At 74.0% G+C, this 21,597-nt stretch carries 23 protein-coding genes; 9 read left to right on the top strand and 14 right to left on the bottom strand.

The window, feature by feature from the left end:
* Positions 1-87: 87 nt before the first annotated feature.
* Positions 88-1,479, bottom strand: a complete 1,392-nt coding sequence (gene gabT / locus ACFFKU_RS09385; protein WP_380137407.1) for a 4-aminobutyrate--2-oxoglutarate transaminase — start codon at positions 1,477-1,479, stop codon at positions 88-90.
* Positions 1,480-1,606: 127 nt separating this feature from the next.
* On the opposite strand from gabT, the gene ACFFKU_RS09380 reads away from it, so the two are divergent.
* On the top strand, positions 1,607-3,004 hold the full coding sequence (locus tag ACFFKU_RS09380) for a helix-turn-helix domain-containing protein (protein ID WP_380137405.1): 1,398 nt from the start codon (positions 1,607-1,609) through the stop codon (positions 3,002-3,004).
* A 42-nt stretch (positions 3,005-3,046) separates the two neighbouring features.
* Positions 3,047-3,448, top strand: coding sequence for a PPOX class F420-dependent oxidoreductase (locus tag ACFFKU_RS09375; protein WP_380137404.1), 402 nt, complete (start codon positions 3,047-3,049; stop codon positions 3,446-3,448).
* A 16-nt stretch (positions 3,449-3,464) separates the two neighbouring features.
* On the opposite strand, the gene ACFFKU_RS09370 is transcribed toward ACFFKU_RS09375, so the two are convergent.
* On the bottom strand, positions 3,465-4,052 hold the full coding sequence (locus ACFFKU_RS09370; RefSeq protein WP_380137403.1) for a DivIVA domain-containing protein: 588 nt from the start codon (positions 4,050-4,052) through the stop codon (positions 3,465-3,467).
* Positions 4,053-4,231: 179 nt separating this feature from the next.
* On the opposite strand from ACFFKU_RS09370, the gene ACFFKU_RS09365 reads away from it, so the two are divergent.
* Positions 4,232-5,557 (top strand): dicarboxylate/amino acid:cation symporter, encoded by a 1,326-nt coding sequence (locus tag ACFFKU_RS09365; protein ID WP_380137401.1) that lies wholly within the window; start codon positions 4,232-4,234, stop codon positions 5,555-5,557.
* A 43-nt stretch (positions 5,558-5,600) separates the two neighbouring features.
* Here the strand turns inward: ACFFKU_RS09365 and rlmN are convergent, their stop codons facing one another.
* Positions 5,601-6,815, bottom strand: a complete 1,215-nt coding sequence (gene rlmN / locus ACFFKU_RS09360) for a dual-specificity RNA methyltransferase RlmN (RefSeq protein ID WP_380137400.1) — start codon at positions 6,813-6,815, stop codon at positions 5,601-5,603.
* Positions 6,816-6,824: 9 nt separating this feature from the next.
* Here rlmN and ACFFKU_RS09355 point away from each other — a divergent pair, with 9 nt between their 5' ends.
* A complete protein-coding gene (locus ACFFKU_RS09355; protein WP_380137399.1) occupies positions 6,825-7,106 on the top strand; it encodes a putative leader peptide in 282 nt (93 codons plus the stop codon).
* Positions 7,107-7,193: 87 nt separating this feature from the next.
* Positions 7,194-8,132 (top strand): sulfite exporter TauE/SafE family protein, encoded by a 939-nt coding sequence (locus ACFFKU_RS09350; protein ID WP_380137397.1) that lies wholly within the window; start codon positions 7,194-7,196, stop codon positions 8,130-8,132.
* Positions 8,133-8,210: 78 nt separating this feature from the next.
* Here the strand turns inward: ACFFKU_RS09350 and ACFFKU_RS09345 are convergent, their stop codons facing one another.
* The 6 genes from ACFFKU_RS09345 to rpsB all read right to left on the bottom strand — a co-directional run bounded on the left by ACFFKU_RS09345 (position 8,211) and on the right by rpsB (position 13,422).
* Entirely contained in the window at positions 8,211-9,038 is an 828-nt protein-coding gene (locus ACFFKU_RS09345) for an RCC1 domain-containing protein (protein ID WP_380138061.1), read from the bottom strand.
* A gap of 87 nt (positions 9,039-9,125) precedes the next feature.
* Positions 9,126-10,004, bottom strand: a complete 879-nt coding sequence (locus ACFFKU_RS09340) for a phosphatidate cytidylyltransferase (RefSeq protein ID WP_380137396.1) — start codon at positions 10,002-10,004, stop codon at positions 9,126-9,128.
* Between the two features lie 34 nt (positions 10,005-10,038).
* Positions 10,039-10,596 carry a ribosome recycling factor gene (frr, locus tag ACFFKU_RS09335; protein ID WP_380137395.1) on the bottom strand — a complete coding sequence of 186 codons (558 nt, stop codon included), beginning with the start codon at positions 10,594-10,596 and terminating at the stop codon, positions 10,039-10,041.
* Between the two features lie 64 nt (positions 10,597-10,660).
* Entirely contained in the window at positions 10,661-11,425 is a 765-nt protein-coding gene (gene pyrH, locus ACFFKU_RS09330) for a UMP kinase (RefSeq protein ID WP_380137393.1), read from the bottom strand.
* 163 nt (positions 11,426-11,588) lie between these two features.
* Positions 11,589-12,425, bottom strand: coding sequence for a translation elongation factor Ts (tsf, locus tag ACFFKU_RS09325; protein ID WP_380137391.1), 837 nt, complete (start codon positions 12,423-12,425; stop codon positions 11,589-11,591).
* A gap of 151 nt (positions 12,426-12,576) precedes the next feature.
* Positions 12,577-13,422, bottom strand: coding sequence for a 30S ribosomal protein S2 (gene rpsB, locus ACFFKU_RS09320; RefSeq protein WP_380137390.1), 846 nt, complete (start codon positions 13,420-13,422; stop codon positions 12,577-12,579).
* Between the two features lie 293 nt (positions 13,423-13,715).
* Here rpsB and ACFFKU_RS09315 point away from each other — a divergent pair, with 293 nt between their 5' ends.
* The 3 genes from ACFFKU_RS09315 to ACFFKU_RS09305 all read left to right on the top strand — a co-directional run bounded on the left by ACFFKU_RS09315 (position 13,716) and on the right by ACFFKU_RS09305 (position 15,936).
* Positions 13,716-14,915: a pyridoxal phosphate-dependent aminotransferase gene (locus tag ACFFKU_RS09315; RefSeq protein WP_380138059.1), complete on the top strand. Its 1,200-nt coding sequence runs from the start codon at positions 13,716-13,718 to the stop codon at positions 14,913-14,915.
* A 7-nt stretch (positions 14,916-14,922) separates the two neighbouring features.
* Positions 14,923-15,297 carry a TraR/DksA family transcriptional regulator gene (locus tag ACFFKU_RS09310; protein WP_380137388.1) on the top strand — a complete coding sequence of 125 codons (375 nt, stop codon included), beginning with the start codon at positions 14,923-14,925 and terminating at the stop codon, positions 15,295-15,297.
* 69 nt (positions 15,298-15,366) lie between these two features.
* Positions 15,367-15,936: a murein hydrolase activator EnvC family protein gene (locus tag ACFFKU_RS09305; protein WP_380137386.1), complete on the top strand. Its 570-nt coding sequence runs from the start codon at positions 15,367-15,369 to the stop codon at positions 15,934-15,936.
* Positions 15,937-15,967: 31 nt separating this feature from the next.
* On the opposite strand, the gene whiG is transcribed toward ACFFKU_RS09305, so the two are convergent.
* Both whiG and ACFFKU_RS09295 read right to left on the bottom strand, forming a co-directional pair.
* Positions 15,968-16,717, bottom strand: a complete 750-nt coding sequence (whiG, locus tag ACFFKU_RS09300) for an RNA polymerase sigma factor WhiG (protein WP_380138057.1) — start codon at positions 16,715-16,717, stop codon at positions 15,968-15,970.
* 218 nt (positions 16,718-16,935) lie between these two features.
* Positions 16,936-17,916, bottom strand: a complete 981-nt coding sequence (locus ACFFKU_RS09295; RefSeq protein ID WP_380137385.1) for a tyrosine recombinase XerC — start codon at positions 17,914-17,916, stop codon at positions 16,936-16,938.
* Positions 17,917-18,108: 192 nt separating this feature from the next.
* Here ACFFKU_RS09295 and ACFFKU_RS09290 point away from each other — a divergent pair, with 192 nt between their 5' ends.
* Positions 18,109-18,432 carry a histone-like nucleoid-structuring protein Lsr2 gene (locus ACFFKU_RS09290; RefSeq protein WP_380137383.1) on the top strand — a complete coding sequence of 108 codons (324 nt, stop codon included), beginning with the start codon at positions 18,109-18,111 and terminating at the stop codon, positions 18,430-18,432.
* A gap of 31 nt (positions 18,433-18,463) precedes the next feature.
* Here ACFFKU_RS09290 and dprA read toward each other — a convergent pair whose 3' ends face one another.
* Genes dprA through ACFFKU_RS09275 form a run of 3 tightly spaced genes read right to left on the bottom strand, consistent with a single transcriptional unit; the run spans position 18,464 to position 21,515 of the window.
* Positions 18,464-19,612: a DNA-processing protein DprA gene (gene dprA, locus ACFFKU_RS09285; RefSeq protein ID WP_380137382.1), complete on the bottom strand. Its 1,149-nt coding sequence runs from the start codon at positions 19,610-19,612 to the stop codon at positions 18,464-18,466.
* Positions 19,609-21,156, bottom strand: coding sequence for a YifB family Mg chelatase-like AAA ATPase (locus tag ACFFKU_RS09280; RefSeq protein ID WP_380137380.1), 1,548 nt, complete (start codon positions 21,154-21,156; stop codon positions 19,609-19,611). The genes dprA and ACFFKU_RS09280 overlap by 4 nt, the downstream gene beginning before the upstream one ends.
* Positions 21,156-21,515: a YraN family protein gene (locus ACFFKU_RS09275; RefSeq protein WP_380137379.1), complete on the bottom strand. Its 360-nt coding sequence runs from the start codon at positions 21,513-21,515 to the stop codon at positions 21,156-21,158. Before ACFFKU_RS09275 ends, ACFFKU_RS09280 begins: the two co-directional genes overlap by 1 nt.
* Positions 21,516-21,597 lie beyond the last annotated feature (82 nt).

Here is a 21,597-nt window from a genome sequence, read left to right as displayed (position 1 = left end):
GGTTCCGGGGTGCGGGGGCCGGCGATCCGTGGGCTCGGACCGCCAACCCCGGGAGTTCGGGGTCCGCGGGGTCCGCGGCCGGCGGGGTCAGTCGGACAGTTCGGCGAAGACGCCCTCGAGGACGTCGATCGCCTCGGAGAGCAGGGCGTCGGAGATGCTCAGCGGGGGCAGCAGCCGCAGGACGTTGCCGTAGGTCCCGCAGGTCAGCACGATGATGCCGCGCTGGGCGGCCTCCTTGGCGACCTTCCCGGCCAGGGCCGCGTCGGGTTCGTGGGTCCCGGCCCGCACCAGTTCCACGGCGATCATCGCGCCGCGGCCGCGGACGTCGCCGATGCGGGCGTCCTTGTCCTGCAGGGCGCCGAGGCGACCCTTGAGGAGTTTCTCGATCTGCTGGGCCCGCGAGACGAGATCGTTCTCGCGCACCGCGTCGAGGGCGGCGATCGCGGCGACGCAGGCCGCCGGGTTCCCGCCGTAGGTGCCCCCCAGGCCGCCGACGACCGGGGCGTCCATGATCTCGGCGCGGCCGGTCACCGCCGACAGCGGCAGACCCGCGGCGATGCCCTTGGCGGTGGTGACGAGGTCGGGGACGATCCCCTCGTGCTCGGAGGCGAACATCGCCCCGGTCCGCGCGAAACCGCTCTGGACCTCGTCGGCGATGAACACGATGCCGTTGGCGCGGGCGAACTCGACCAGCGCCGGGAGGAAACCCTCGGCCGGGACGATGAACCCGCCCTCGCCCTGGATGGGTTCGATGACGATGGCGGCGACGTGGTGGGCGCCGACCTGCTTCTCGATGGTCGCGATGGCGCGGGCCGCGGCGGCCGGCCCGTCGATCGGGTTGCCCTCGACGTCGACCCCGTCACGGAACGGGTAGGACAGCGGCGCGCGGTAGACCTCGGGGGCGAAGGGGCCGAACCCCTCCTTGTAGGGCATGTTCTTGGCGGTCATCGCCATCGTGAGGTTCGTGCGCCCGTGGTAGGCGTGGTCGAACACGACGACGGCGTTGCGGCCCGTGTGGGCGCGGGCGATCTTCACCGCGTTCTCGACGGCCTCGGCGCCGGAGGTGAACAGCGCGGTCTTCTTCGCGTGGTCGCCCGGGGTGAGCTCGTTGAGCTGCTCGGCGACCCGGACGTAGGACTCGTACGGGGTGACCATGAAACAGGTGTGGGTGAACGCGGCGACCTGGTCGGCGACGGCCGCGGCGACCCCCGGGTCGGCGTTGCCGACGGTGGTCACGGCGATGCCGGACCCCAGGTCGATGAAGGAGTTGCCGTCGACGTCGACGAGCACACCGCCCCCGGCGGCGGCGGTGTAGACGGGCATCGAGGACCCGACGGCCCCGGAGACGGCGCCGACCCGACGGGCGGCGAGCTCGCGCGAGCGCGGGCCGGGGACCTCGGTCAGCAGTCGACGTTCCTGCGGGAGTCCGGGACCACCCGCCGCGGCGGTGGTGGTCGCGGTCGAACGGTTCTCACTCATGGTGTCCTCCTGCGACGGGCGGGCCACCAGCGGCCCTGCTGTACCCCGACGGTAAGCATGCGCGCCGCGCAGGTCAGTGGCGCATCTGCCCTGTCCGCCGATCCGGCACTGTGCGAAACTTCACCTCGTGATCGCCGTGGCCGACCTTCTGTCCACGCGGTCGCTGGCCCTGACGCTGCTCACCGGGGACCCGGCCACCCCGCTCAGCTGGGTCGCGACCAGCGAGCTGGAGGACCCCTCCCCGTTCCTGGAGGGCGGCGAGCTCCTGCTCACCACCGGGTTGCGGACGCCCGCGGAGGCCGGTTGGCGCACCTGGGTCGAACACCTGGTCGGGGCCCGGGTGTCCGCGGTCGGCTTCGGGGTGGGGCTCAGCCACGAGCGCGTGCCCCCCGCCCTGGTGGCCGCGGCCGCCGGCTCCGGGCTCGTCGTGCTCGAGGTGCCGACCCCCACGTCGTTCATCGCGGTCTCGCGCCGGGTGGCGGAGCTGCTGCGGCGTCAGGAGAACGATGCCGACCTGGAGGCGGCGCGGACCCAGCGGGCGCTGGCCGACGATGCCGCGCACGCCGACGGGCAGGCCCGCGTCCTGCACCGGGTGGCCCGGTCCCTGGACGGGGCGGCCTGGCTGCTCGGGGCGCGCGGCGGGGTGCTGGCCGCCTCGACCGACGAGGCACCCCCCGCCGAGACCGCCGACGCGCTGGACCGGGTCCGGGCCCGCGGGGCGCGGGCCGCGTTCACCGACGTCGACCCCACCCGCACCCTGCTGCTGCGCGCGGTCGGCGACGACCCGCCCACCTGGTTGCTCGTCCGCGCCGCCCCCGACCAACCCCGGGCCGCGCAGGCGGTCGTCGGCACCGCGGCCGCGCTGCTCAACGTCCTGGGGCGACGCGGGGACGCCGTCGGGCGCCGCGAGGACCGGGTGCTGGCCTGCGTGCTGGACCTCGTGCTGGCTCCCTCCGGGGAGCACCTGGACCTGGGGCGACGGATGCTCGCCGCCCTCGGCCTGAAGCTGCCGGACCCGCTCGTGGTCGTGCGCGTCGAGGGCGGGCGCGCGCCCGGGCCGCTCTCGGACGGTCACCGGGCGGTGCTGTCGCCGCCGGTGACGCTCACCGATCTCGACCCCGGGTCGCGGGTCGGCATCTCCCGCGTGGTGCCCGCGGGGGCCGCGGCCGACGCGCTGGCCTCGGCCGAGGCGGCGCTGGCCCGGACCGACGCCGAGCGTCCCGTCGTCGACGGGGCCGACCTGCGGGGGGCGGGACTCGCTGGGCTGCTCGGCATCGCCGGGGCCCGCGAGCACGCCCGCACGCTGCTGGCCCCCCTTGCGGCCGCGGGGCGCGAGGAGGCGACGCTGCGCGAGACCCTGCGCGTGTTCCTCGCCCGGCACGGGCAGATCCAGGCCACCGCCGACGAGCTGGGGGTCCACCGCAACACCGTGCGGGCCCGCCTGGCCCGGGTGGAGGCGTTGCTGGGCACGTCGCTGGACTCCCCCGACGACCGGGCCGAGCTCTGGATGGCGCTGCGCAGCTGAGCGGACGGATCCGCCGTCCCACCGGGATGGCAGGCTGACCGGGTGGCCTACGACCCCGCCGACCTGCCGCCCGCCGCGCTGGAGTTCCTCACCGAGCGGCACCTGGCCTTCCTCACCACCTTGCGGGCCGACGGCAGCCCGCACGTCGTCCCGGTCGGTTTCACCTTCGACGCCGCCACGGCCACGGCCCGGGTCATCACGTCGGGGGCCTCGCAGAAGGCGCTGAACGTCGGACGGGGCTCGCGCATGGTGCTCTCCCAGGTCGACGGCCGACGGTGGCTGTCGCTGGAGGGCACGGGCGAGGTGCTCACGGATCCGGCCGCCGTCGCCGACGGCGAGCAGCGCTACGCCGCGCGCTACCGCGTGCCGCGCGAGAACCCGCGTCGGGTCGTGCTGCTGGCGCGGGTCGACCGGGTGCTCGGGTCGGTGCCGCCCTGGGGGTGAGCGGGTCGCCGGACCCTCAGCGCTCGAAGGCGACCAGCAGTTCCACGACGCGGTCGACGAAGGCGTCGACCGGTCCCTCGCGGTAGCCGAACCGCCCGCGCGAGGGCCGGAACAGCACGCGTCGCAGGTCCTCGGGGGTCAGGTGCTCCCGGCCGTCGAGATGGTCGGCGAGCAGGTCGCAGAGGTCGTCGACGTCGGCCGGCCGGTAGCCCCGGCGCAACCGCCGTTCGCGGGGGAACCGGTCGCCGGCCGGTTCGCCGAGCCGTCCGTAGATGGCCGCGGAGAGGGCCGCGGCCCGTTCGGCCCAGCGCGCCGACTGCCCGGCCCCCAGTGCCCGGGTCCGTTCGCGCCGGACCAGCTGGTCCTCGATCGCGGCGAGGACGTCGTCGGTCTCCTCGATGTCGTAACCGCCTCGGCGGGAGGCGAAACCGACGGCCCGGACCTGGGCCGAGGTGAGCGTCCCCGCCGGCGCGCTGCGTCCCGCGTGCTCCAGGAACGCGTCGACGTCCTCCACGCAGTACCCCGTCCGCCACCGCCCGGTCCGGGCCGGACGACGGGCCAGCGCATGCTGCAGGAGGGCCTGCTCACCGGCGGTCTCGGTCACCGCGCCATCGAAGCACGCCCGGGCCCCCGACGGGCGCGGACACGGGCGCCGCGGGCCGACCGTTGCGAACAGCGAGGACACAGTCGCGACACAGGCGTGACACCACTCGGAAACGGCCCGGTGGCCTACTGGGAGATGCACCCCGCTCGCGCCCCCGATCCAGAACCGTGGAGACCACCGTGCCGAGAACCCTCTCGTCCCGCCGGAGCATCCATCCCGCGACCCTGATCGGGGCGGGCGCCGTGGGCGGGGTCGTCTTCGGCCTCCTCGTCGGCGGGTGGGCCGCGAACGTGGCGTTCGTCGGGGACATCTTCATCCGGCTCGTGCAGATGGCCATCGTGCCGCTGGTGATGACCTCGGTGATCGTGGCCACCGGCTCGATGGCCGGGGCGGGCACCGGGCGGCTCGCGTTCCGGACGTTCCGGTGGATGGTGGGGTTCTCGGTCGTCGCCGCCGGTCTGGCCGTCCTGCTCTCCGAGGCGATCCGGCCCGGCGAGGGCATGGTCTGGTCCGGACCCCTCGACCCCGAGCTGGAGGAGTCGGCGACCGGGGCGACCGGATGGCAGGAGACGCTCACCGGCTTCGTCTCCACGAACGTCGTGGAATCGATGGCGAGCGCGGCGATGGTGCCGATCATCGTGTTCTCCCTGCTGCTGGGGGTGGCGCTGAACGAGTACGTGACCCGGACGGGCAACCGCCTCGTCCTCGACGTCGCCGAACAGTTCCAGCAGGTCGTGCTGGGGCTGGTGAAACTGGTCATGCGGGTCGCCCCGGTCGGCGTCTTCTGCCTGCTCGCCCCGTTGGCCGGCGAGGTCGGATTCGAAGTCGTCACCACGGCCCTGAAGTACCTGGGCACCACGGCTGCCGGGGTCGCCGTCCTCACCCTGCTGTTCGTCGCCACCGTCGCCGTGCGGGCCCGGGTGAACCCGTTCGCGTTGCCGCGCAAGCTGGCCGAGCAGACCGCCGTCGCGGTGACCACGACGAGCTCGGCGGTGACGTTCCCCACGGTGCTCAGGACGACGATCGATCGTTTGGGGGTCTCGCCCCGCGTCGCGAACTTCGTGCTGTCCATCGGTCTGACGATGGGCAGCTACGGGGCGGTGCTGAACTACACCGTCGTGGTCTTCTTCCTCGCCCAGGCGGGCGGCATCGATCTCGGGCCGGGACAGATCGCCTTCGGCATGGTGCTGGCGATCCTGCTGAACATGGGCACCATCACCGTTCCCGGGGGCTTCCCCGTGGTCGCCCTGTTCCTGGCCACCTCGCTGGAACTGCCGCTGACGGCGGTCGGCCTCCTGATCGCCGTCGACTGGTTCACCGGGATGCTCCGGACGTTCCTCAACGTGAACGGCGACACGTTCGTCGCGCTGCTGGTGGCCGGGGCCGAGGGCGAGCTCGACCGCGACGTGCTCGGCAACCGGGAGACCAGCGGCGCGAGCGTGACCCGCGAGACCATCACCCTGCCGGCGGACGAGGCGGTCGTCGACCGGGAGGTTCGCGGCTGATCCCCTCGTCGACGCCACCGACCCGACGGGGCCGGGTCGGGTCTCAGACCAGCGCGGCGCGGCCCGGTTCCTCCGGCGGCGCGGCGGCGAGCTGGCCGCAGGCCCCGTCGATGTCGCTGCCCCGGGTGTCGCGCACCGTGGTCGGGATGCCGCGGTTCTCCAGGGCGGCCACGAAGGCCCTCTCGACCGCGGGATCGCTCGCGGTCCACTTCGACCCCGGGGTCGGGTTCAGCGGGATGGGGTTCACGTGGACCCAGCCGCGGCCGCGGGCGTTGAGGAGCTTGCCGAGCCGGTCGGCCCGCCAGGCCTGGTCGTTGACGTCGCGGATCAGCGCGTACTCGATGCTGACCCGGCGCCCGGTCGCCTCGAAGTAGCGGCGGGCGGCGTCCAGCGCCTCGCCCACCTTCCAACGCCGGTTGATCGGGACGAGATCGTCGCGCAGCTCGTCGTCGGGCGCGTGCAGCGACAGCGCCAGGGTGGCCGCGATCCCCTCGTTCGCAAACTTGTCGATGGCCGGGACGAGACCCACCGTCGACATGGTGATGCCGCGCGCGGAGATGCCGAGCCCGTCGGGGGCCGGGTCGCTGAGCCGGCGCACCGCGGCGACGGCGGAGCGGTAGTTGGCGAGCGCCTCGCCCATCCCCATGAACACGACGTTGTTGATGCGCCCCGGCCCACCGGGGAGTTCGCCGCGCTTCAGCTGCCGGGCGGCGAAGGCGACCTGCTCGACGATCTCGGCGGTCGAGAGGTTGCGCGTCAGACCGGCCTGGCCGGTCGCGCAGAACGGGCAGTTCATCCCGCAGCCCGCCTGGCTGGAGATGCACACGGTGTCGCGGTTCTTGTAGCGCATGAGGACGCTCTCGACGAGGGCGCCGTCGTGCATGCGGAACAGGGTCTTGACCGTGCGGCCCTGGTCGGCGGTCAGCGTCCGCAGCGGCGTGAGCAGCGTCGGGAACAACGCCTCGGCGATCCGGGCGCGGCTCGCGGCCGGCAGGTCGGACATGGCCGCGGTGTCGTCCTCGAGCCGGTCGAACCACTGCACGGCGAGCTGCTTGCCGCGGAACGCCTTCTCCCCCAGCTCGACCAGCGCCGGACCCCGCTCGGCCGGGTCGAGGTCGACGAAGTGGCGCGGGGGCTTGCCGCGGCGGGGGGCCGTCATCACCAGCTGACCGGGCCCGGCAGGAGCGACCGGGAGCGGCTCGCGCCCCTCGGGAGCGGGGGTGGTGGGACGGTCGGAGGGGGCCTCGGCAGCAGACATGATGACCTCATGGTAGGTGCTCCGCCGGGGCCCTCCCCGTCCCGACGACCTCGTCGTCGTCGTCCCACCCCCGCTCTTGTGACGGAGGGTGACCAAATTGGTGACTCTTCGTGCGTGCGCGGTCCTGTCGCCGGCGTGACGCGGCGTTGGTTGACAGCCGGAGGGGCCCCCGGCATGGTCGTCGTCATGCGCCCGGGTGCACTCCTCCGCGGAGTCATGCTCGTCGCTCGCCGGCACGTCGATCTCCGACGCTGCGCGAGCGCGATCTGTTGCGCCCCCCTTTCCCACTGACGCGCCCTGCTGCCGCTCCGTCGGCCTCTCCTCGTTCAGTCCGCGTGCGGGCCCCTGACCCCGCCGCGCCCCCGGAAAGGTGCCCTCGTGCGCACTCTCGTCCTCCTGGCCATCGTCGGCCTCGCCGCTCAGCTCGTCGACGGAAGCCTCGGCATGGCCTACGGCGTCACCTCGACCACGCTGCTGCTGGCCATCGGCACCAACCCGGCCGCGGCCTCGGCCACGGTCCACCTCGCCGAGATCGGCACGACCCTCGCCTCCGGTGTCTCGCACTGGAAGTTCGGCAACGTCGACTGGAAGGTCGTCGCCAAGATCGGCATCCCCGGTGCGGTCGGCGCGTTCCTCGGCGCCACCGTCCTGTCCTCGCTGTCGACCGAGGTCGCCGCCCCGGTGATGGCGCTGATCCTGCTGGCCCTCGGGCTCTACGTCTTCATCCGCTTCACCACGTTCGGGCTGCCCACCGGTCGTCTCGGCAAGCCGCTGCGCAAGCGGTTCCTCGGCCCGCTCGGTCTCGTCGCCGGTTTCGTCGACGCCACCGGTGGTGGCGGGTGGGGCCCGGTCGGCACCCCGGCCATCCTGGCCAGCGGCCGGCTGGAGCCCCGCAAGACGATCGGGTCGATCGACACCTCCGAGTTCCTCATCGCCGTGGCCGCCTCGCTCGGGTTCCTCGTCGGACTGGGTTCGGAAGGCATCAACTACAGCTGGGCCGCGGCGCTGCTGATCGGGGGCGTCATCGCCGCCCCCATCGCCGCCTGGCTGGTGCGCCACATCCCGCCGCGGGTCCTCGGCTCGGCGGTCGGTGGGCTGATCATCCTCACCAACACCCGCTCGCTGATCCGCTCCGACTGGATCGACCAGGCCGACAACCCGATCCGCTTCCTCGTCTACGGCGTCATCGTCGCGGCCTGGATCGCGGCGGTCGCCTACTCGCTCAACGAGCACCGCAAAGCTCCCTACGACATCCACAACGACCCGCAGAAGGCGCGGGAAGTGGTCAAGGCCGAGGTGCAGACCGACCCGGTCTGAGCCTCCCCCGCTTCACCCGGACGCCGCGGGACCCTTCGAGGGGTCCGCGGCGTCCATCGTTGGAGGGGGTCGCGGTGATCATGTTGTGGCGCAATGCCAACCGCTGACGTCTCGACGACCGTGGGCGGCGTCCCCGGCGGAGACGACCGTCCCGTCGGCGCGCACCCCCAGGGTGTGGGCGGCCCCCGCCGAGACGACCACGACGTCCGTCCAAGCCTCGACGTCGCACTGGCCGTGGTCGTCGGCGCCAGCGGCCAGCGCGCGACCGTCGGAGGTGAGGGCGACGGTGTGATGACTCCCCGCAACCACCGCGACGACGTCCCGCCACCCGCCGACGGCGCACTGACCCTGCTCGGAACGACCCGTCGCGACCAGGGTTCCGTCGGCTCGCAGTCCCACGGTGTGGAGGTATCCCGCGGCGACGTCCACCACGCCGCGCCAACCCTGCACTGCGCACGACCCGGAGCGATCCACGCCGGCGGCGAGCACCGTCCCGTCTGCCCGCACCCCCACGGTGTGCCAGTCCCCTGCCGAGACCGCCACCACCTCGCGCCAGTCGGTGACGTCGCACGCACCCTCCACCGCGCGGCCCACCGCGAGAGCACGGCCGTCGGCGCGCACCGCAACCGAACGACGCCAGCCCGCAGCCAGGGCCACCACCTCGGACCAAGCCCCGACGCGGCACTGACCGTCGCCGTCCCACCCCGTCGCGAGGACCGTTCCGTCCGCCCGGAGCGCGAGGGAGTGCGACCGACCGGTGTTGCGGGCCAGGTGAACGTTGCCGGCAGCGACTGCGACGACCTCGGACCAGTCCTGGACGTCGCACTCACCGGCGGTGTTCGCTCCGGTCGCCACCACACGTCCGCCGTTCAGCACGGCCAGGGAGTGCCGCCGCCCGCAGGCCACTGTCGGGCCTTGCCTCGCGCGCGTCACGGCCGGGCCGTGGGCGGGACGGCGGACCAGCCGCCCGGGTTGGTCACGGCGGGCAGGACGTCACGCGCTCTCGAGGGTCCAGAGCATCAGCAGGTACACGACCGGGGCCGCGGGCAGCAGCGAGTCGAGCCGGTCCATGACCCCGCCGTGGCCGGGGAGCAGCGTGCCCATGTCCTTGATGCCGAGGTCGCGCTTGATCATCGACTCGGACAGGTCCCCGACGGTCGCGACCCCGACGGCGACGAGACCGACGAGCGCTCCGGCCCACCACGAGCCGTCCAGGAGCAGGGGGAAGGACACCGCCCCCAGCACCGCGCCCGCGGTGAGGGAACCGCCGAGGCCCTCCCAAGACTTCTTCGGGGACACGAAAGGGGCCATCGGGTGCTTGCCGAACAGCACGCCGGCCGCGAAGCCACCGACGTCGGAGGCGACGACCAGCAGGATGAAGACGAAGACGCGCCAGGGCCCGTCGGGCTGGGCCAGCATGAGGACCGCGAACCCGGCCAGCAGCGGGCCGTAGGTGACGACGAAGATCCCCGCGGCGACGTCGCGGATCGAGGGCACCGGCAGGGGCGCGTCGCGCTCCTTGGGCGGGCCGAGCAGTCGCCAGCCCACCGTCGCCAGGACGGTGAGCAGATAGCCGATGCCGAGGGTGACCGCGCCGCCGAACCACGCCCCCGGCAGCATCGCCAGGGTTCCCGCGGCGGCGGGGAGCATGGGCACCTCGAGGTGGCGGGCCCGCAGCGCCCGGGTCATCTCGACGGTTCCGTAGAGCACGGCCACCGACGCCAGGACGACGAAGGCCACCGGTTCGATGAACAGGGTCAGGCAGAGGACGAGCCCCATGCCGACACCCATGCCAATGGCCACCGGCAGGTTGCGGCCGGCCTTGCCCGTGCTCGCCGGGGCACCGCTCGGGGCCGGAACCGACGTGCCCATCCCGGCCCCCTCCGCGTCCCGGCCCCCGGCGTCCTCAGACAGCGAGGAGCTCGGCTTCCTTGTTCTTGAGCAGCTCGTCGATCACGTCGACGTGCTTCTTGGTCGAGGACTCGAGGTCCTTCTCCGCGCGCGTGACCTCGTCCTCGCCGGCCTCGCCGTCCTTGACGATGCGGTCCAGCTCCTCCTTGGCCCGGCGGCGGACGTTGCGCACGGACACGCGGGCGTCCTCGGCCTTGGAGCGCGCGAGCTTGATGTAGTCCTTGCGCCGCTCCTCGGTCAGCTGCGGGAGCGTGATGCGGATGACCTGGCCGTCGTTGGACGGGTTCGCCCCGAGGTCGGAGTTGCGCAGCGCCTTCTCGATCTCGGTCATCGCCCCACGGTCGAAGGGGGTGATGAGGACGGACCGTGCCTCGGGGATCTGGAAGGAGGCCAGCTGCTGCAGCGGGGTCGGGGCCCCGTAGTAGTCCACGAGGATCTTGTGGAACATCGCGGCGTTGGCGCGCCCGGTGCGGATGGAGGAGAAGTCCTCCTTGGCCACCTCGACCGCCTTGTCCATCTTCTCCTCGGCCTCGAGGAGTGCGTCGTCGATCACGGTCGTTCCTTCCGTCCTGGCGCTGCGGTGCTGCGGTTCGTCCTGGGGTCCGGCGCGTGGGCGCTCAGCCCGCGGTGACCTGGGTGCCGATCCTCTCACCCCGCAGCGCGCGCGCCACGTTGCCCTGCCCGTCCATGCCGAAGACGGTCATGGGCAGGCGGTTGTCCATGCAGAGGCTGAAGGCCGTGGTGTCGACCACCTTGAGGCCGCGGGCCATCGCGTCGGCGTAGGTGATGGTGTCGATGCGGGTCGCGTCCGGGTCGGTCCGCGGATCGGCGGTGTAGACGCCGTCCACGCCGTTCTTGGCCATGAGGACGGCCTCGGCGCGGACCTCGAGCGCCCGCTGCGCGGCCACGGTGTCGGTCGAGAAGTAGGGCATGCCGGCCCCGGCCCCGAAGATGACGACGCGCCCCTTCTCCATGTGCCGGATCGCCCGGCGCGGGATGTAGGGCTCGGCCACCTGGCCCATGGTGATGGCCGTCTGCACACGGGTGCTGACGCCGGCCTGCTCCAGGAAGTCCTGCAGCGCCAGGGCGTTCATCACCGTGCCCAGCATGCCCATGTAGTCGGCGCGGCTGCGCTCCATGCCCCGCTGGGACAGTTCCGCCCCGCGGAAGAAGTTTCCCCCGCCGACGACGATCGCGACCTGGACGCCCTGGTGGACTGGCGCGGCGATCTCCTTGGCCACGGCGGCGATGACGTCGGGATCGAGGCCGACCTCCCCGTTGCCGAAGAACTCCCCGGACAGCTTCAGCAGCACCCGGCGCAGGGAGGGCGCGGGGGCCACCCGGCCCGCTTCGAGCTCGACGGTCAGGGACTTGTCGGTCACGGGCTCTCCTTGGACGGTGCTGAGGACCTGCGGCTGCGGGACGGAGGAGCGCCTCCACCCGCGGGCTCGAGGGCAGTCTGTCGTACGCGCGCCGGGACCGGGGACGGCCCGGGCGCGACGACGGGGCGGGGGGAGGACCTCCCCACCGCCCCGTCGAACGGGCTCAGGCTCCGACGCGGAAGCGCGCGAAGGCCGTCACGTTGGTCCCGGCACCGGCCAGGACCTTGGAGACGGTGAGCTTGGGGTCCTTGGCGTAGGCCTGCTCGAGCAGGACGTTGTCCTTGAAGAAGGAGTTCACCCGGCCCTCGACGATCTTGGGCAGGGCCGCCTCGGGCTTGCCCTCCTCCTTGGCCTTGTCCTCGGCGACGCGACGCTCGGTCTCGACCAGGTCGGCCGGGACCTCGTCGCGGGTGAGGTACACCGGCGACATGGCCGCGGCGTGCATGGCGACGTCGCGCCCGGTGGCGGCCGCGTCCTCGCTGTCGGAGTCCAGCGCGACGAGCACCCCGATGGTCGGGGGCAGGTCGGAGGCGGTCTTGTGCAGGTACGAGGCCACCTTGGCGCCCTCGACCCGCGCGATGCGCCGGATCTCGATCTTCTCGCCGATGGTGGCGTTGGCCTCGTCGAGGACGGCCTGGACCGTCTTGCCGTCGAGGTCGGAGGCGAGGAGGGTCTGCGCGTCGCCGGCCTTGGTGGCGACGGCCTGGGCCAGCACCTGGGCGGCGAGCTCCTGGAAACGTTCGCCCTTGGCGACGAAGTCGGTCTCGCAGTTCAGCTCGACGAGGACGCCCACGCCACCGTCGACGGAGGCGGTGACCAGCCCGTTGGAGGCCACCCGGCCCTCGCGCTTGGTGACGCCCTTGAGGCCCTTGACGCGGAGCAGCTCCACCGCCTTGTCGAAGTCACCCTCGGCCTCGACCAGGGCGTTCTTGCAGTCGAGCATGCCGGCGCCGGTCTTCTCGCGCAGCGCCTTGACGTCAGCGGCGGTGTACGCAGCCATGTGTCGGTTCCTCCTGTGGTCGTCGTGGTGGTCTCAACGTGTGTCGGTCAGGCGTCGGTGGCGTCTGCGACCCGGAGCGGTCCGGGTGGGACGCGGCGCCGACGCACCGACGCCCCGGGTGAACCTGTGGCTCACCCGGGGCGTCGCGAGCTCAGGCTCCGGTCGACTGCGCGCCCACGGGCTCGCCCGCCGGCGCCTCGGTCGGGGCCTCCGTGGACTCGACCGCGGTGTTGGCCGCGGGGTCGCCGCCACCGGCGAGCAGGTCCTGCTCCCACGCGGCCAGCGGCTCGGCGTCCTGACGGCCGCCGTGACGGATCTGCAGGCCCTCGGCGACGGCGTCGGCGATGACCCGGGTCAGCAGCGTGACGGAGCGGATCGCGTCGTCGTTGCCGGGGATGCGGTAGTCGACGTCGTCCGGGTCGCAGTTGGAGTCCAGGATCGCGACGACGGGGATGTTCAGCTTCTTGGCCTCGTCGACGGCCAGGTGCTCCTTGTTGGTGTCGACGATCCAGACCGCCGAGGGCACCTTGGTCATGTCGCGGATGCCGCCGAGGGTCTTCGTCAGCTTGTCGTACTCACGACGCAGGACGAGGAGCTCCTTCTTGGTGAGACCGGAGGCGGCGACGTCGTCGAAGTCGACCTCCTCGAGCTCGCGCATGCGGGAGATCCGCTTGTTGACGGTCTGGAAGTTGGTGAGCATGCCGCCGAGCCAACGCTGGTTGACGTAGGGCATGCCGACGCGCGAAGCCTGCTCCGCGATCGACTCCTGGGCCTGCTTCTTCGTCCCGATGAACAGGATCGAACCGCCGTGGGCGACGGTCTCCTTGACGAAGTCGTAGGCGCGGTCGATGAACGACAGCGACTGCTGCAGGTCGATGATGTAGATGCCGTTGCGCTCGGTGAAGAGGAAGCGCTTCATCTTGGGGTTCCAGCGGCGGGTCTGGTGCCCGAAGTGCACACCGGACTCGAGCAGCTGGCGCATCGTCACGACGGCCATGGGTGGTCCTCCTCGTGCCGGTCCCGGGTCCGGGACCGATCGGTTCATCGCCGCGGACCGGTCGGCCCGCCGCGCCTGGTCCCCGGACGCACCCCACCGGACGACCGCCGCAGCGGGTCCGGACCGAGGGGGGCGACCCCGCGCACGGCGCGGGACTCGGAGACGCGATGTCGGCCGGTCCACCGAGAAGGCGGACCGGACGCCCTCGTAGTCTACGACGCGTGAGCACCGCCCTCGACCACGACGACGTCGCCCCGGGGCGCCAGGGCTCCCGGGCCCGGGTGGTCTCCCGGATGCGGCGGTTCGGCCCGACGATCTTCGCCGAGATGTCGGCGCTGGCCCAGCGCACCGGGGCGGTCAACCTGGGGCAGGGGTTCCCCGACACCGACGGCCCGGCCTCGCTCCTGGAGGGCGCGGTCGAGGCCATCCGAAGCGGTGTCAACCAGTACCCGCCGGGCATCGGCATGCCCGTCCTGCTGGAGGCGGTCGCCCGGCACCAGCGACGGTTCTACGGGATCACCCTGGACCCGGCGACGGAGATCCTGGTCACCGCCGGGGCGACGGAGGCGCTGAGCGCCGCCCTGCTGGCTCTGGTCGAGACCGGTGACGAGGTGCTGGTCCTCGAACCGGCCTACGACGCCTATGTCGCGGGGATCGCGCTGGCCGGAGGCGTGCAGCGTCCGGTCCCGTTGCGCCCGACCCCGCAGGGGTGGCGGCTCGACGTGGCGGCGTTGCGGGCCGCGGCGAACGGACGCAGCCGGGTGCTGCTGCTGAACACCCCGCACAACCCGACCGGGACGGTGCTGACGGCCGCGGAGCTGACCGCGGTCGCCGAGGTCGCGGTCGAGCACGACCTGGTCGTCATCACCGACGAGGTCTACGAGCACCTCGTCTACCCGCGCCCCGGAGACGTCGACGGCCCCGGGCGGGACGTCCCCCTCCACGTCCCGATCGCGACCCTGCCGGGGATGGCGGAGCGGACGCTGACGGTGTCCTCGGCGGGCAAGACGTTCTCGGTGACCGGGTGGAAGATCGGCTGGGTGTCGGGTCCGGCCGAGCTGGTCGCGGCCGTGCGCACGGTCAAGCAGTTCCTCACCTACGTCAACGGCGCCCCGTTCCAGCCCGCGGTGGCCGGGGCGCTCGACCTGCCCGACGCGTTCTTCACCGAGCTCGCCGCCGACCACGCGCGGCGTCGCGACCTGCTCGCGGACGGGTTGCGGGCCGGCGGGTTCGGCGTGCTGCCCGCCGACGGCACCTACTTCCTCACCGCCGACCCGCGACCGCTGGGGTTCGAGGACGGCACCGACCTCTGCCGACGGCTGCCCGGGCTGGCCGGGGTCGTCGCGGTGCCGATGGCCGCGTTCTGCAAGCCGGGCTCCCCGACGCACGCCCGGGCGGCCCCGCTGCTGCGGTTCACCTTCTGCAAGTCCGACGCCGTGCTGCACGAAGCCGTGGACCGGTTGCAGCGGCTCGCTCCGAGCCGGACCGCGTGAGCCGGCGGTGACCCCGGACGGGCCGGAACCCCTGCGCGAGGCCCTGCTCGCGGAGCTGGCCGAGGCCGAGCAGCGCGTGGCGGCCCTGGAACGGGAGCTGGCCAGCGCGCTGGAGGTCGCGGCCGAGGGGACCGCGGACGACGAGCACGACCCGGAGGGCTCGACGACGGCCTTCGAACGGGCCCAGACCGCGGCGGTCCTGGAACAGGTCCGCGACCGGGTGGCGGACCTGCGGACGGCGGTGGCGCGCGTGGGACGACCCGGGTTCGGGCGGTGCGAGGTCTGCGGACGGGCCATCCCGGCCGGTCGGCTGGCCGCGAGGCCCTGGGCCCGCACCTGCGTGGACTGCGCCGGAAGGGTGTCGTCCACAGGTCGACCCTGACCGGGGCGTCGTCCACAGCCTCCCGGCTGCTGCCCCCGGCGCCGGACCGGACCCGTGATCCTTCCCGACGTGCCCACCTCCAGCGTTCTCACCTCGGCCTTCGTGGCCACCGCGCTCGCCGGGGTGGTGGCGGCCGCCACCTCCCCGGGCCCCCCACCCGGCTCCACGCCCCGGCCCGTCCCGGTGGCCGTCGCCCCGGCGGACGTCGTGGGCGCGCCGAGCCCTCGCTGGGTCTGGCCGCTCTCCCCCGCCCCGGCGGTGGTGCGGGGCTACGACGAGGTGGGTCGGTACGCGCCCGGGCACCGCGGTGTCGACCTCGCCGCCACCGCGGGGCAGCCGGTCCTGGCCCCGGTCGCGGGGCGGGTGAGCTTCGCCGGGGCGGTGGCCGGGCGGCGCGTCCTGGTGATCACCGCCGACGACGGACTGCGGGCGACCCTGGAACCGGTCGCGGCGACGGTGGCCGTCGGGACGCGCGTCGTCGCCGGGACGGAGGTGGGCACGGTCGACGTCTCCCCCGTGCACTGCCCGAGCACCTGTCTGCACCTGGGAGCGCGGCTGGGCGAGGTCTACCGCGACCCGTTGCCGCTGCTCCGTCGGGCGGGTCCCCCGGTGCTGCTGCCGCTGGGTCGGGTGGGGTGAGGAGACGTGCGCCCCGGCGGGGCGGAGGGACTCAGGAGGAGTCGGAGAGCTTGCCGCGCAGCTGGAGGACGGCCTTGGTGTGCATCTGGCAGATGCGGGACTCGGTGACCCCGAGGACCTTGCCGATCTCGGCCAGGGTGAGGCCCTCGTAGTAGTAGAGGGTCACGACGATCTTCTCCCGCTCGGGGAGCTGGTTGATGGCCCGGGAGAGCAGGAACTTCGTCTCCTCGGACTCGAAGGCCTGGACCGGGTCCTCCGCCTTCGTGTCCTCCAGCGTGTCGACCAGGGAGAGCTTGTCGCCCTTCTCCCCGGAGACGCTGAGCAGCTCGTCGAGCGCGACCACGTTGACGTAGGAGACCTGGCTGAAGATGTGGTGCAGGTCGGAGAGCTTGATCCCCATCCGGTCCGCGACCTCGGCCTCGGTGGGGGTCCGGTGCAGCTCGCCCTCGAGGCTGGCGTAGGTCCGCTCGACCTCGCGGGCCTTGCTGCGCACCGAGCGCGGGATCCAGTCGATGGCCCGCAACTCGTCGATGATCGCCCCACGGATGCGCGAGATCGCGTAGGTCTCGAACTTGATGGCACGTTCGATGTCGAACTTCTCGATCGCGTCGATCAACCCGAAGATCCCGTAGGAGACCAGGTCGGCCTGCTCGATGTTCGGGGGCAACCCCACCCCGACGCGACCGGCCACGTACTTGACCAACGGGGAGTAGTGCAGGATCAGCCGCTCGCGGACCACGGGGTTGGCGGTGGACTTGAAGTCCTCCCACATCTCGCGCAGCGCGGCCTCGGCCGCCTCCTGCTCGGCCGGCGAGGCGACCTTGCGGCTGGAGAACCGGGCGTTGGCCTGCGGCCGACCGGCCGGGCGGATCTCCTCGGCCGCCGGCGCGGGCGTCGGGTCGGCCGCGCCCGCCGCATCGGCGGCCGCCCGGTCCTCGACGACGCCGGCGCTGCCGGAACGTCCCGCTGGTGCCTGCACAGGTCCTCCCCCCGGACCCGTCAGGCCCGGGGGTGCGCCTGACGGTGCGAGCTCCGCAGTCGCTCCACGGAGACGTGTGTGTAAATCTGCGTCGTCGACAGCGTAGCGTGACCGAGCAATTCCTGAACGCTACGAAGGTCGGCCCCGTGGTCGAGCATGTGGGTCGCCGCGGAGTGCCGGAGGCTGTGCGGTGTCGCGTGCGGGACACCCGGGACGTCGCGGACCGCCGCGTCGAGGGCCTCGCGCACCCGCCGCGCGTCCAGACGCCCACCCCGCCGCCCCAGGAACAGCGCCGTCCCCGACTCCTCGGTCGCCAGTTCGGGCCGGCCGTGGTCCAACCAGTCCCCTAGCGCGAGCTCGGCCGCCCGCCCGAAGGGCACCACGCGCTCCTTGTCCCCCTTGCCCAGCACCCGCAACGTCCGGGCGCCCAGGTCGAGGCTCGTCAGGTCGGCCCCGACGAGCTCCGCGACCCGGCACCCCGTCGCGTACAGCAGCTCCAGGACCGCCCGGTCCCGCCGCGCCACCGCACCGTCCCCCGGGGCCACGGCGGTGTCGACGTCGTCGGCATCGTCGGCACCGTCGGCCTCGTCGGCGTCCCCGCCCCGGCCGGCCGCGGCGAGGACCTCGGCCACCTGCTCCTCGGCCAGGACGGTCGGCAGGTAGCGGTGGGGGCGGGGTGAGCGCAGGCGGGCGGCCGGGTCCTCCCCCAGCAGTCCCTCCCGCCGCGCCCAGGTCGTGAAGGCCCGGACGGACGCGGTCCGGCGGGCCAGCGTGGAACGGGCCAGCCGGTCGGCACCCAGGGCCAGCCAGGCCCGCAGGTCGCCCAGGGTGAGCGTGGTGAGGTCGAGGACGAGCTCGGCGTCGTCGACCTCCGGCCCCGCCGCCCCGGCCAGGACCCGCAGCGCCTCGCGGACGTCGCGACGGTAGGCCCGCACCGTGTTGGCCGAGCGGTTCCGTTCCGCGGCGAGGTGACGGGCGAACCCGTCCAGGAGCTCGCTCACCGCCCTCGGCCGCGCGTCCGGCCGCGCGTCAGACAACGGGTTCGAACGCGGGCCCGGGTCGGGGGTCGGCGGGGGGGCGGCGCTCACCCCGCCACCCTCACCCCTGCCCGCGCCGCCGGCGGATCGGCGCGCCGGAGGACGTCGCGGGACGTGCCAGGATGGCCCCCGCCGACCGAGAACAGGAGCCCCGACGTGGCGCAGCGCACGACCGTGATCCTCACCGACGACGTCGACGGAGGTGCGGCCGACCAGACCGTCCGCTTCGGCCTCGACGGCGTCGACTACGAGATCGACCTCAGCGACGACAACGCCGAGACCCTCCGCCGCGCCTACGGCCTCTACGTCGAGCACGGTCGTCGCACGGGCGGGCGCAGCGTGCCGGCCAAACCGGTCGCGTTCACCGGGGTGGACAACACCGCGGTCCGCGCCTGGGCCCGGGCCCACGGCATCGAGGTCCCGGCCCGGGGCCGGATCAAGCAGGACGTCGTCGACCGGTACCGCGAGGCCGGGCACTGACCACCCCCGGGCCCGCCGGCCTCCCGGTCCCTCACGCCGTCCCGAGCCGGTAGCCCGTCCCGGAGCGGACCGCGATGCCGGCCAGTTCGAGGCGGCCCAGCACGGCGTGCACGTGGTCGACGTCCAGCCCGGCGTCCTGCGCGATCCGTTCGACCCCGGCCGCGCGTCGGCGCGGTAGCGACTCGGCCACCTGCAGCTCCTCCCGACGCAGCCCGTCGAAGGGGCGCCGCTCGACCTCGCGACCGGGCCCGGCCCCCTCCCCCACCCGACCCAGCAGGTCCAGGACGTCCTCGGTGCCGGTCACCAGGCTCGCCCCGCGCTCCCGCAGCAACCGGTGGCACCCGGCGGAGGCGGCGGAGGTCACCGGCCCCGGCACGGCTCCGACCACGCGGGACATCCGCTCGGCCCGCTCGGCGGTGGACAACGCGCCCGACCGCCAGGCGGCCTCCACCACCACCGTGCCCGCCGACAGGGCCGCGATGATCCGGTTGCGCTCCAGGAAGCGCCACCGCGTCGGGGAGGTGCCCGGGGGCGCCTCACCGAGGACCAGGCCCTCCTCGGCCAGCCGGGCCAGCAACGCGCTGTTGGCCGCCGGGTAGGCCCGGTCCACCCCGCAGGCCAGCACCGCGACCGTCGCCCCGCCCACCGCGAGCGCCGCCCGGTGCACCGTCGCGTCCACACCGAAGGCGCCGCCGGAGACGACGGCCCGGCCGCGCTCGGACAACCCCGCCCCGAGTTCGGCGGCCACGTGGCTGCCGTAGGCGGTGGGGGCCCGGGTACCGACGAGGGAGACGCTGCGCCGCAACGTCTCCGCCACCGGGAGCGGGCCCCGCACCCACAGGCAGAAGGGGCGGGTCATGGCGCTGGAGGCGTCCCCCACCTCCGGGGTGAGGTCCTGCAGCCCGTCGGGCCACTCCTCGTCGCCGGGGACGAGGAGACGCCCACCGAGCCGCTCGTGGGCGGCCAGGTCGGCCTCCGGGTCGGTGACCTCGAGCCGGGAGCGCCACCGTTGCGGGCCGCGGCCGTCGAGGACGCCGTGCAGCGCCGTGCTCGCCCCCACCTCGGCGACGAGGGCGGCCGCGGCCGCGTCCCCGGGTTCGGCCAGCCGGCTCCACGCGGCGCGGGCCAGCCGCTCGTCGTCCAGCGCGCTCCGCAGCGGTCCCGGGTCGCGCGGGGTCACGCCGCCACCGCCAGGAACGCCCCGCGCAACCCCAGGGCGCGACCGACGTCGTCGACGTCGGGACGCTCCGCCCCGCGCAGGTCGGCCACCGTCCACGCCACGCGCAGCACCCGGTCCAGCCCGCGCAGGCTGAGGCGGTTGCGGTCCATGGCCCGGTCCAGGTCGGCCGTGGTGGCCGCGGGCAGGCGCAGCGGCCCCCGCAGCAGGGGTCCGGTGAGCTCGGCGTTGGTCCGCCGCCCGTAGGGACGCAGCCGGGCCTCGGCCGCGGCCCGGGCCCCGGCCACCCGACCGGCGACGACCGCGCTGGTCTCGCCGGGGACGGCCTGGACGACGTCGGCGCGGCTCACGCCCTCGACCTGGACCTGCAGGTCGATCCGGTCGAGCAGCGGTTTGGACAGCTTGTCGGCGTAGCGGCGACGGGCGACCGACGTGCACGAGCAGTCGAGCGCCGGACCGTTGGCGCGTCCGCACGGGCAGGGGTTGGCGGCCAGGACGAGCTGGAACCGGGCCGGGTAGCGGGCGCTGCCCCGGGAGCGGTGCAGGACCAGGTCGCCGGACTCCAAGGGTTGGCGCAGGGATTCCAGCACGGCCGAGGAGAACTCCGGGGCCTCGTCGAGGAACAGGACCCCGCGGTGAGCTCGGGACACCGCCCCGGGACGCGGGACCCCCGTCCCGCCGCCGACGATCGCGGCGACGGAGGCCGTGTGGTGGGGGTCCTCGTAGGGCGGGCGGGTGACGAGGGCGGCGGAGCGACCGCGCAGCAGGCCCGCCACCGAGTGCACGGCGGTGACCTCGAGGGCCGCCTCCTCGTCCAGGTCGGGCAGCACCCCGGGCAACCGGGCGGCGAGCATGGTCTTGCCCGCCCCGGGTGGGCCGTTCATCAGCAGGTGGTGGGCACCGGCGGCGGCGACCTCCAGGGCGTAGCGGGCCTCGCGCTGGCCGACCACGTCGGCCAGGTCCCCGCGCCGGTCGTGCGCCGGGCCCACCGGTGCCGTCGGGATCGAGGGCGGGTCGGGCAGGTCCAGCGGCGGGTCGCCGCGGTAGTCGGCGGCGAGCTCGGAGAGCCAGCGCACCCCCCGCACGACCACGCCGGGGACGAGGGCCGCCTCCTCGGCCGTGGCCTGCGGGACGACGACCCGCCGGACCCCCGCGCGGGCGGCCGCGAGCACCGCTGGCAGCACGCCGTCGACCGGGCGCACGGAGCCGTCGAGCCCGAGCTCGCCCAGGTGCACGACCCCGGCCGACGGTTCCGCCGGGACGACCCCCGCTGCGGTGAGCACCGCGATGGCGACGGCCAGGTCGAAGGCGGAGCCGGACTTGGGCAGGGTCGCGGGCGAGAGGTTGACCGTGATCCGCGCGGAGGGCAGCGTCCACCCGCAGTTGGCGGTCGCGGCCCGGACCCGGTCCTTGGCCTCGTGCAGCGCGGCGTCGGGCAGCCCGACCAGCACGAACGCCGGAAGGCCCGCCGCGATGTCGGCCTCGACCTCGACCAGGTGGCCCTCGAGACCCACCAGCCCGACGGTCAGCGCCCGGGCGATGCCCATCAGAGCACCCCGCGCAGGTGCTCGACGCGCGCGGCCCCGGAGCGGGCCGGGGTCACCGCGACGACGTCGAAGCGCACCGGGACCGTGCCCACGCCCGGGTGCGCGGCCAACCACTGCTCGGCCAGGCGCTGCAACCGGTCGAGCTTGTGCGGGGTCACCGCCTCCAGCGCCGTGCCCGCCGACGTGCTGCGGCGGGTCTTCACCTCGCACACGACGAGGGTGTCGCCGTCGCGGGCGACCACGTCGATCTCCCCGCCGGCGCACCGCCAGTTCCGGTCGAGGACGGTCATCCCCGCCTCGCTCAGGCGGGCCACCGCCACGTTCTCCCCGTAGCGGCCCACCGTGTCTTTCGCGGCCATCGCGCACCACCTCCGGGGCCGAGGCTCGCGCAGGCGGCGTCGACCGCGGGGGCGCACTGCGACGGTTGTGGAGAACCCCGGT

Source organism: Kineococcus gynurae (assembly GCF_042433995.1).
Classification (GTDB): Bacteria; Actinomycetota; Actinomycetes; order Actinomycetales; family Kineococcaceae; genus Kineococcus; species Kineococcus gynurae.
The sequence above is the reverse complement of the archived record's forward strand: the minus strand, read 5'-3'. Positions and strand labels throughout refer to the sequence as shown.

Coding starts and splice junctions, on each gene's coding strand:
- gabT (WP_380137407.1), bottom strand. CDS start 1,479: ATGAGTGAGAACCGTTCGACCGCGACCACCACCGCCGCGGCGGGTGGT.
- rlmN (WP_380137400.1), bottom strand. CDS start 6,815: ATGTCTGCTGCCGAGGCCCCCTCCGACCGTCCCACCACCCCCGCTCCC.
- ACFFKU_RS09355 (WP_380137399.1), top strand. CDS start 6,825: ATGGTAGGTGCTCCGCCGGGGCCCTCCCCGTCCCGACGACCTCGTCGT.
- ACFFKU_RS09340 (WP_380137396.1), bottom strand. CDS start 10,004: ATGGGCACGTCGGTTCCGGCCCCGAGCGGTGCCCCGGCGAGCACGGGC.
- tsf (WP_380137391.1), bottom strand. CDS start 12,425: ATGGCTGCGTACACCGCCGCTGACGTCAAGGCGCTGCGCGAGAAGACC.
- rpsB (WP_380137390.1), bottom strand. CDS start 13,422: ATGGCCGTCGTGACGATGCGCCAGCTGCTCGAGTCCGGTGTGCACTTC.
- ACFFKU_RS09315 (WP_380138059.1), top strand. CDS start 13,716: ATGCGGCGGTTCGGCCCGACGATCTTCGCCGAGATGTCGGCGCTGGCC.
- ACFFKU_RS09280 (WP_380137380.1), bottom strand. CDS start 21,156: ATGGGCATCGCCCGGGCGCTGACCGTCGGGCTGGTGGGTCTCGAGGGC.
- ACFFKU_RS09275 (WP_380137379.1), bottom strand. CDS start 21,515: ATGGCCGCGAAAGACACGGTGGGCCGCTACGGGGAGAACGTGGCGGTG.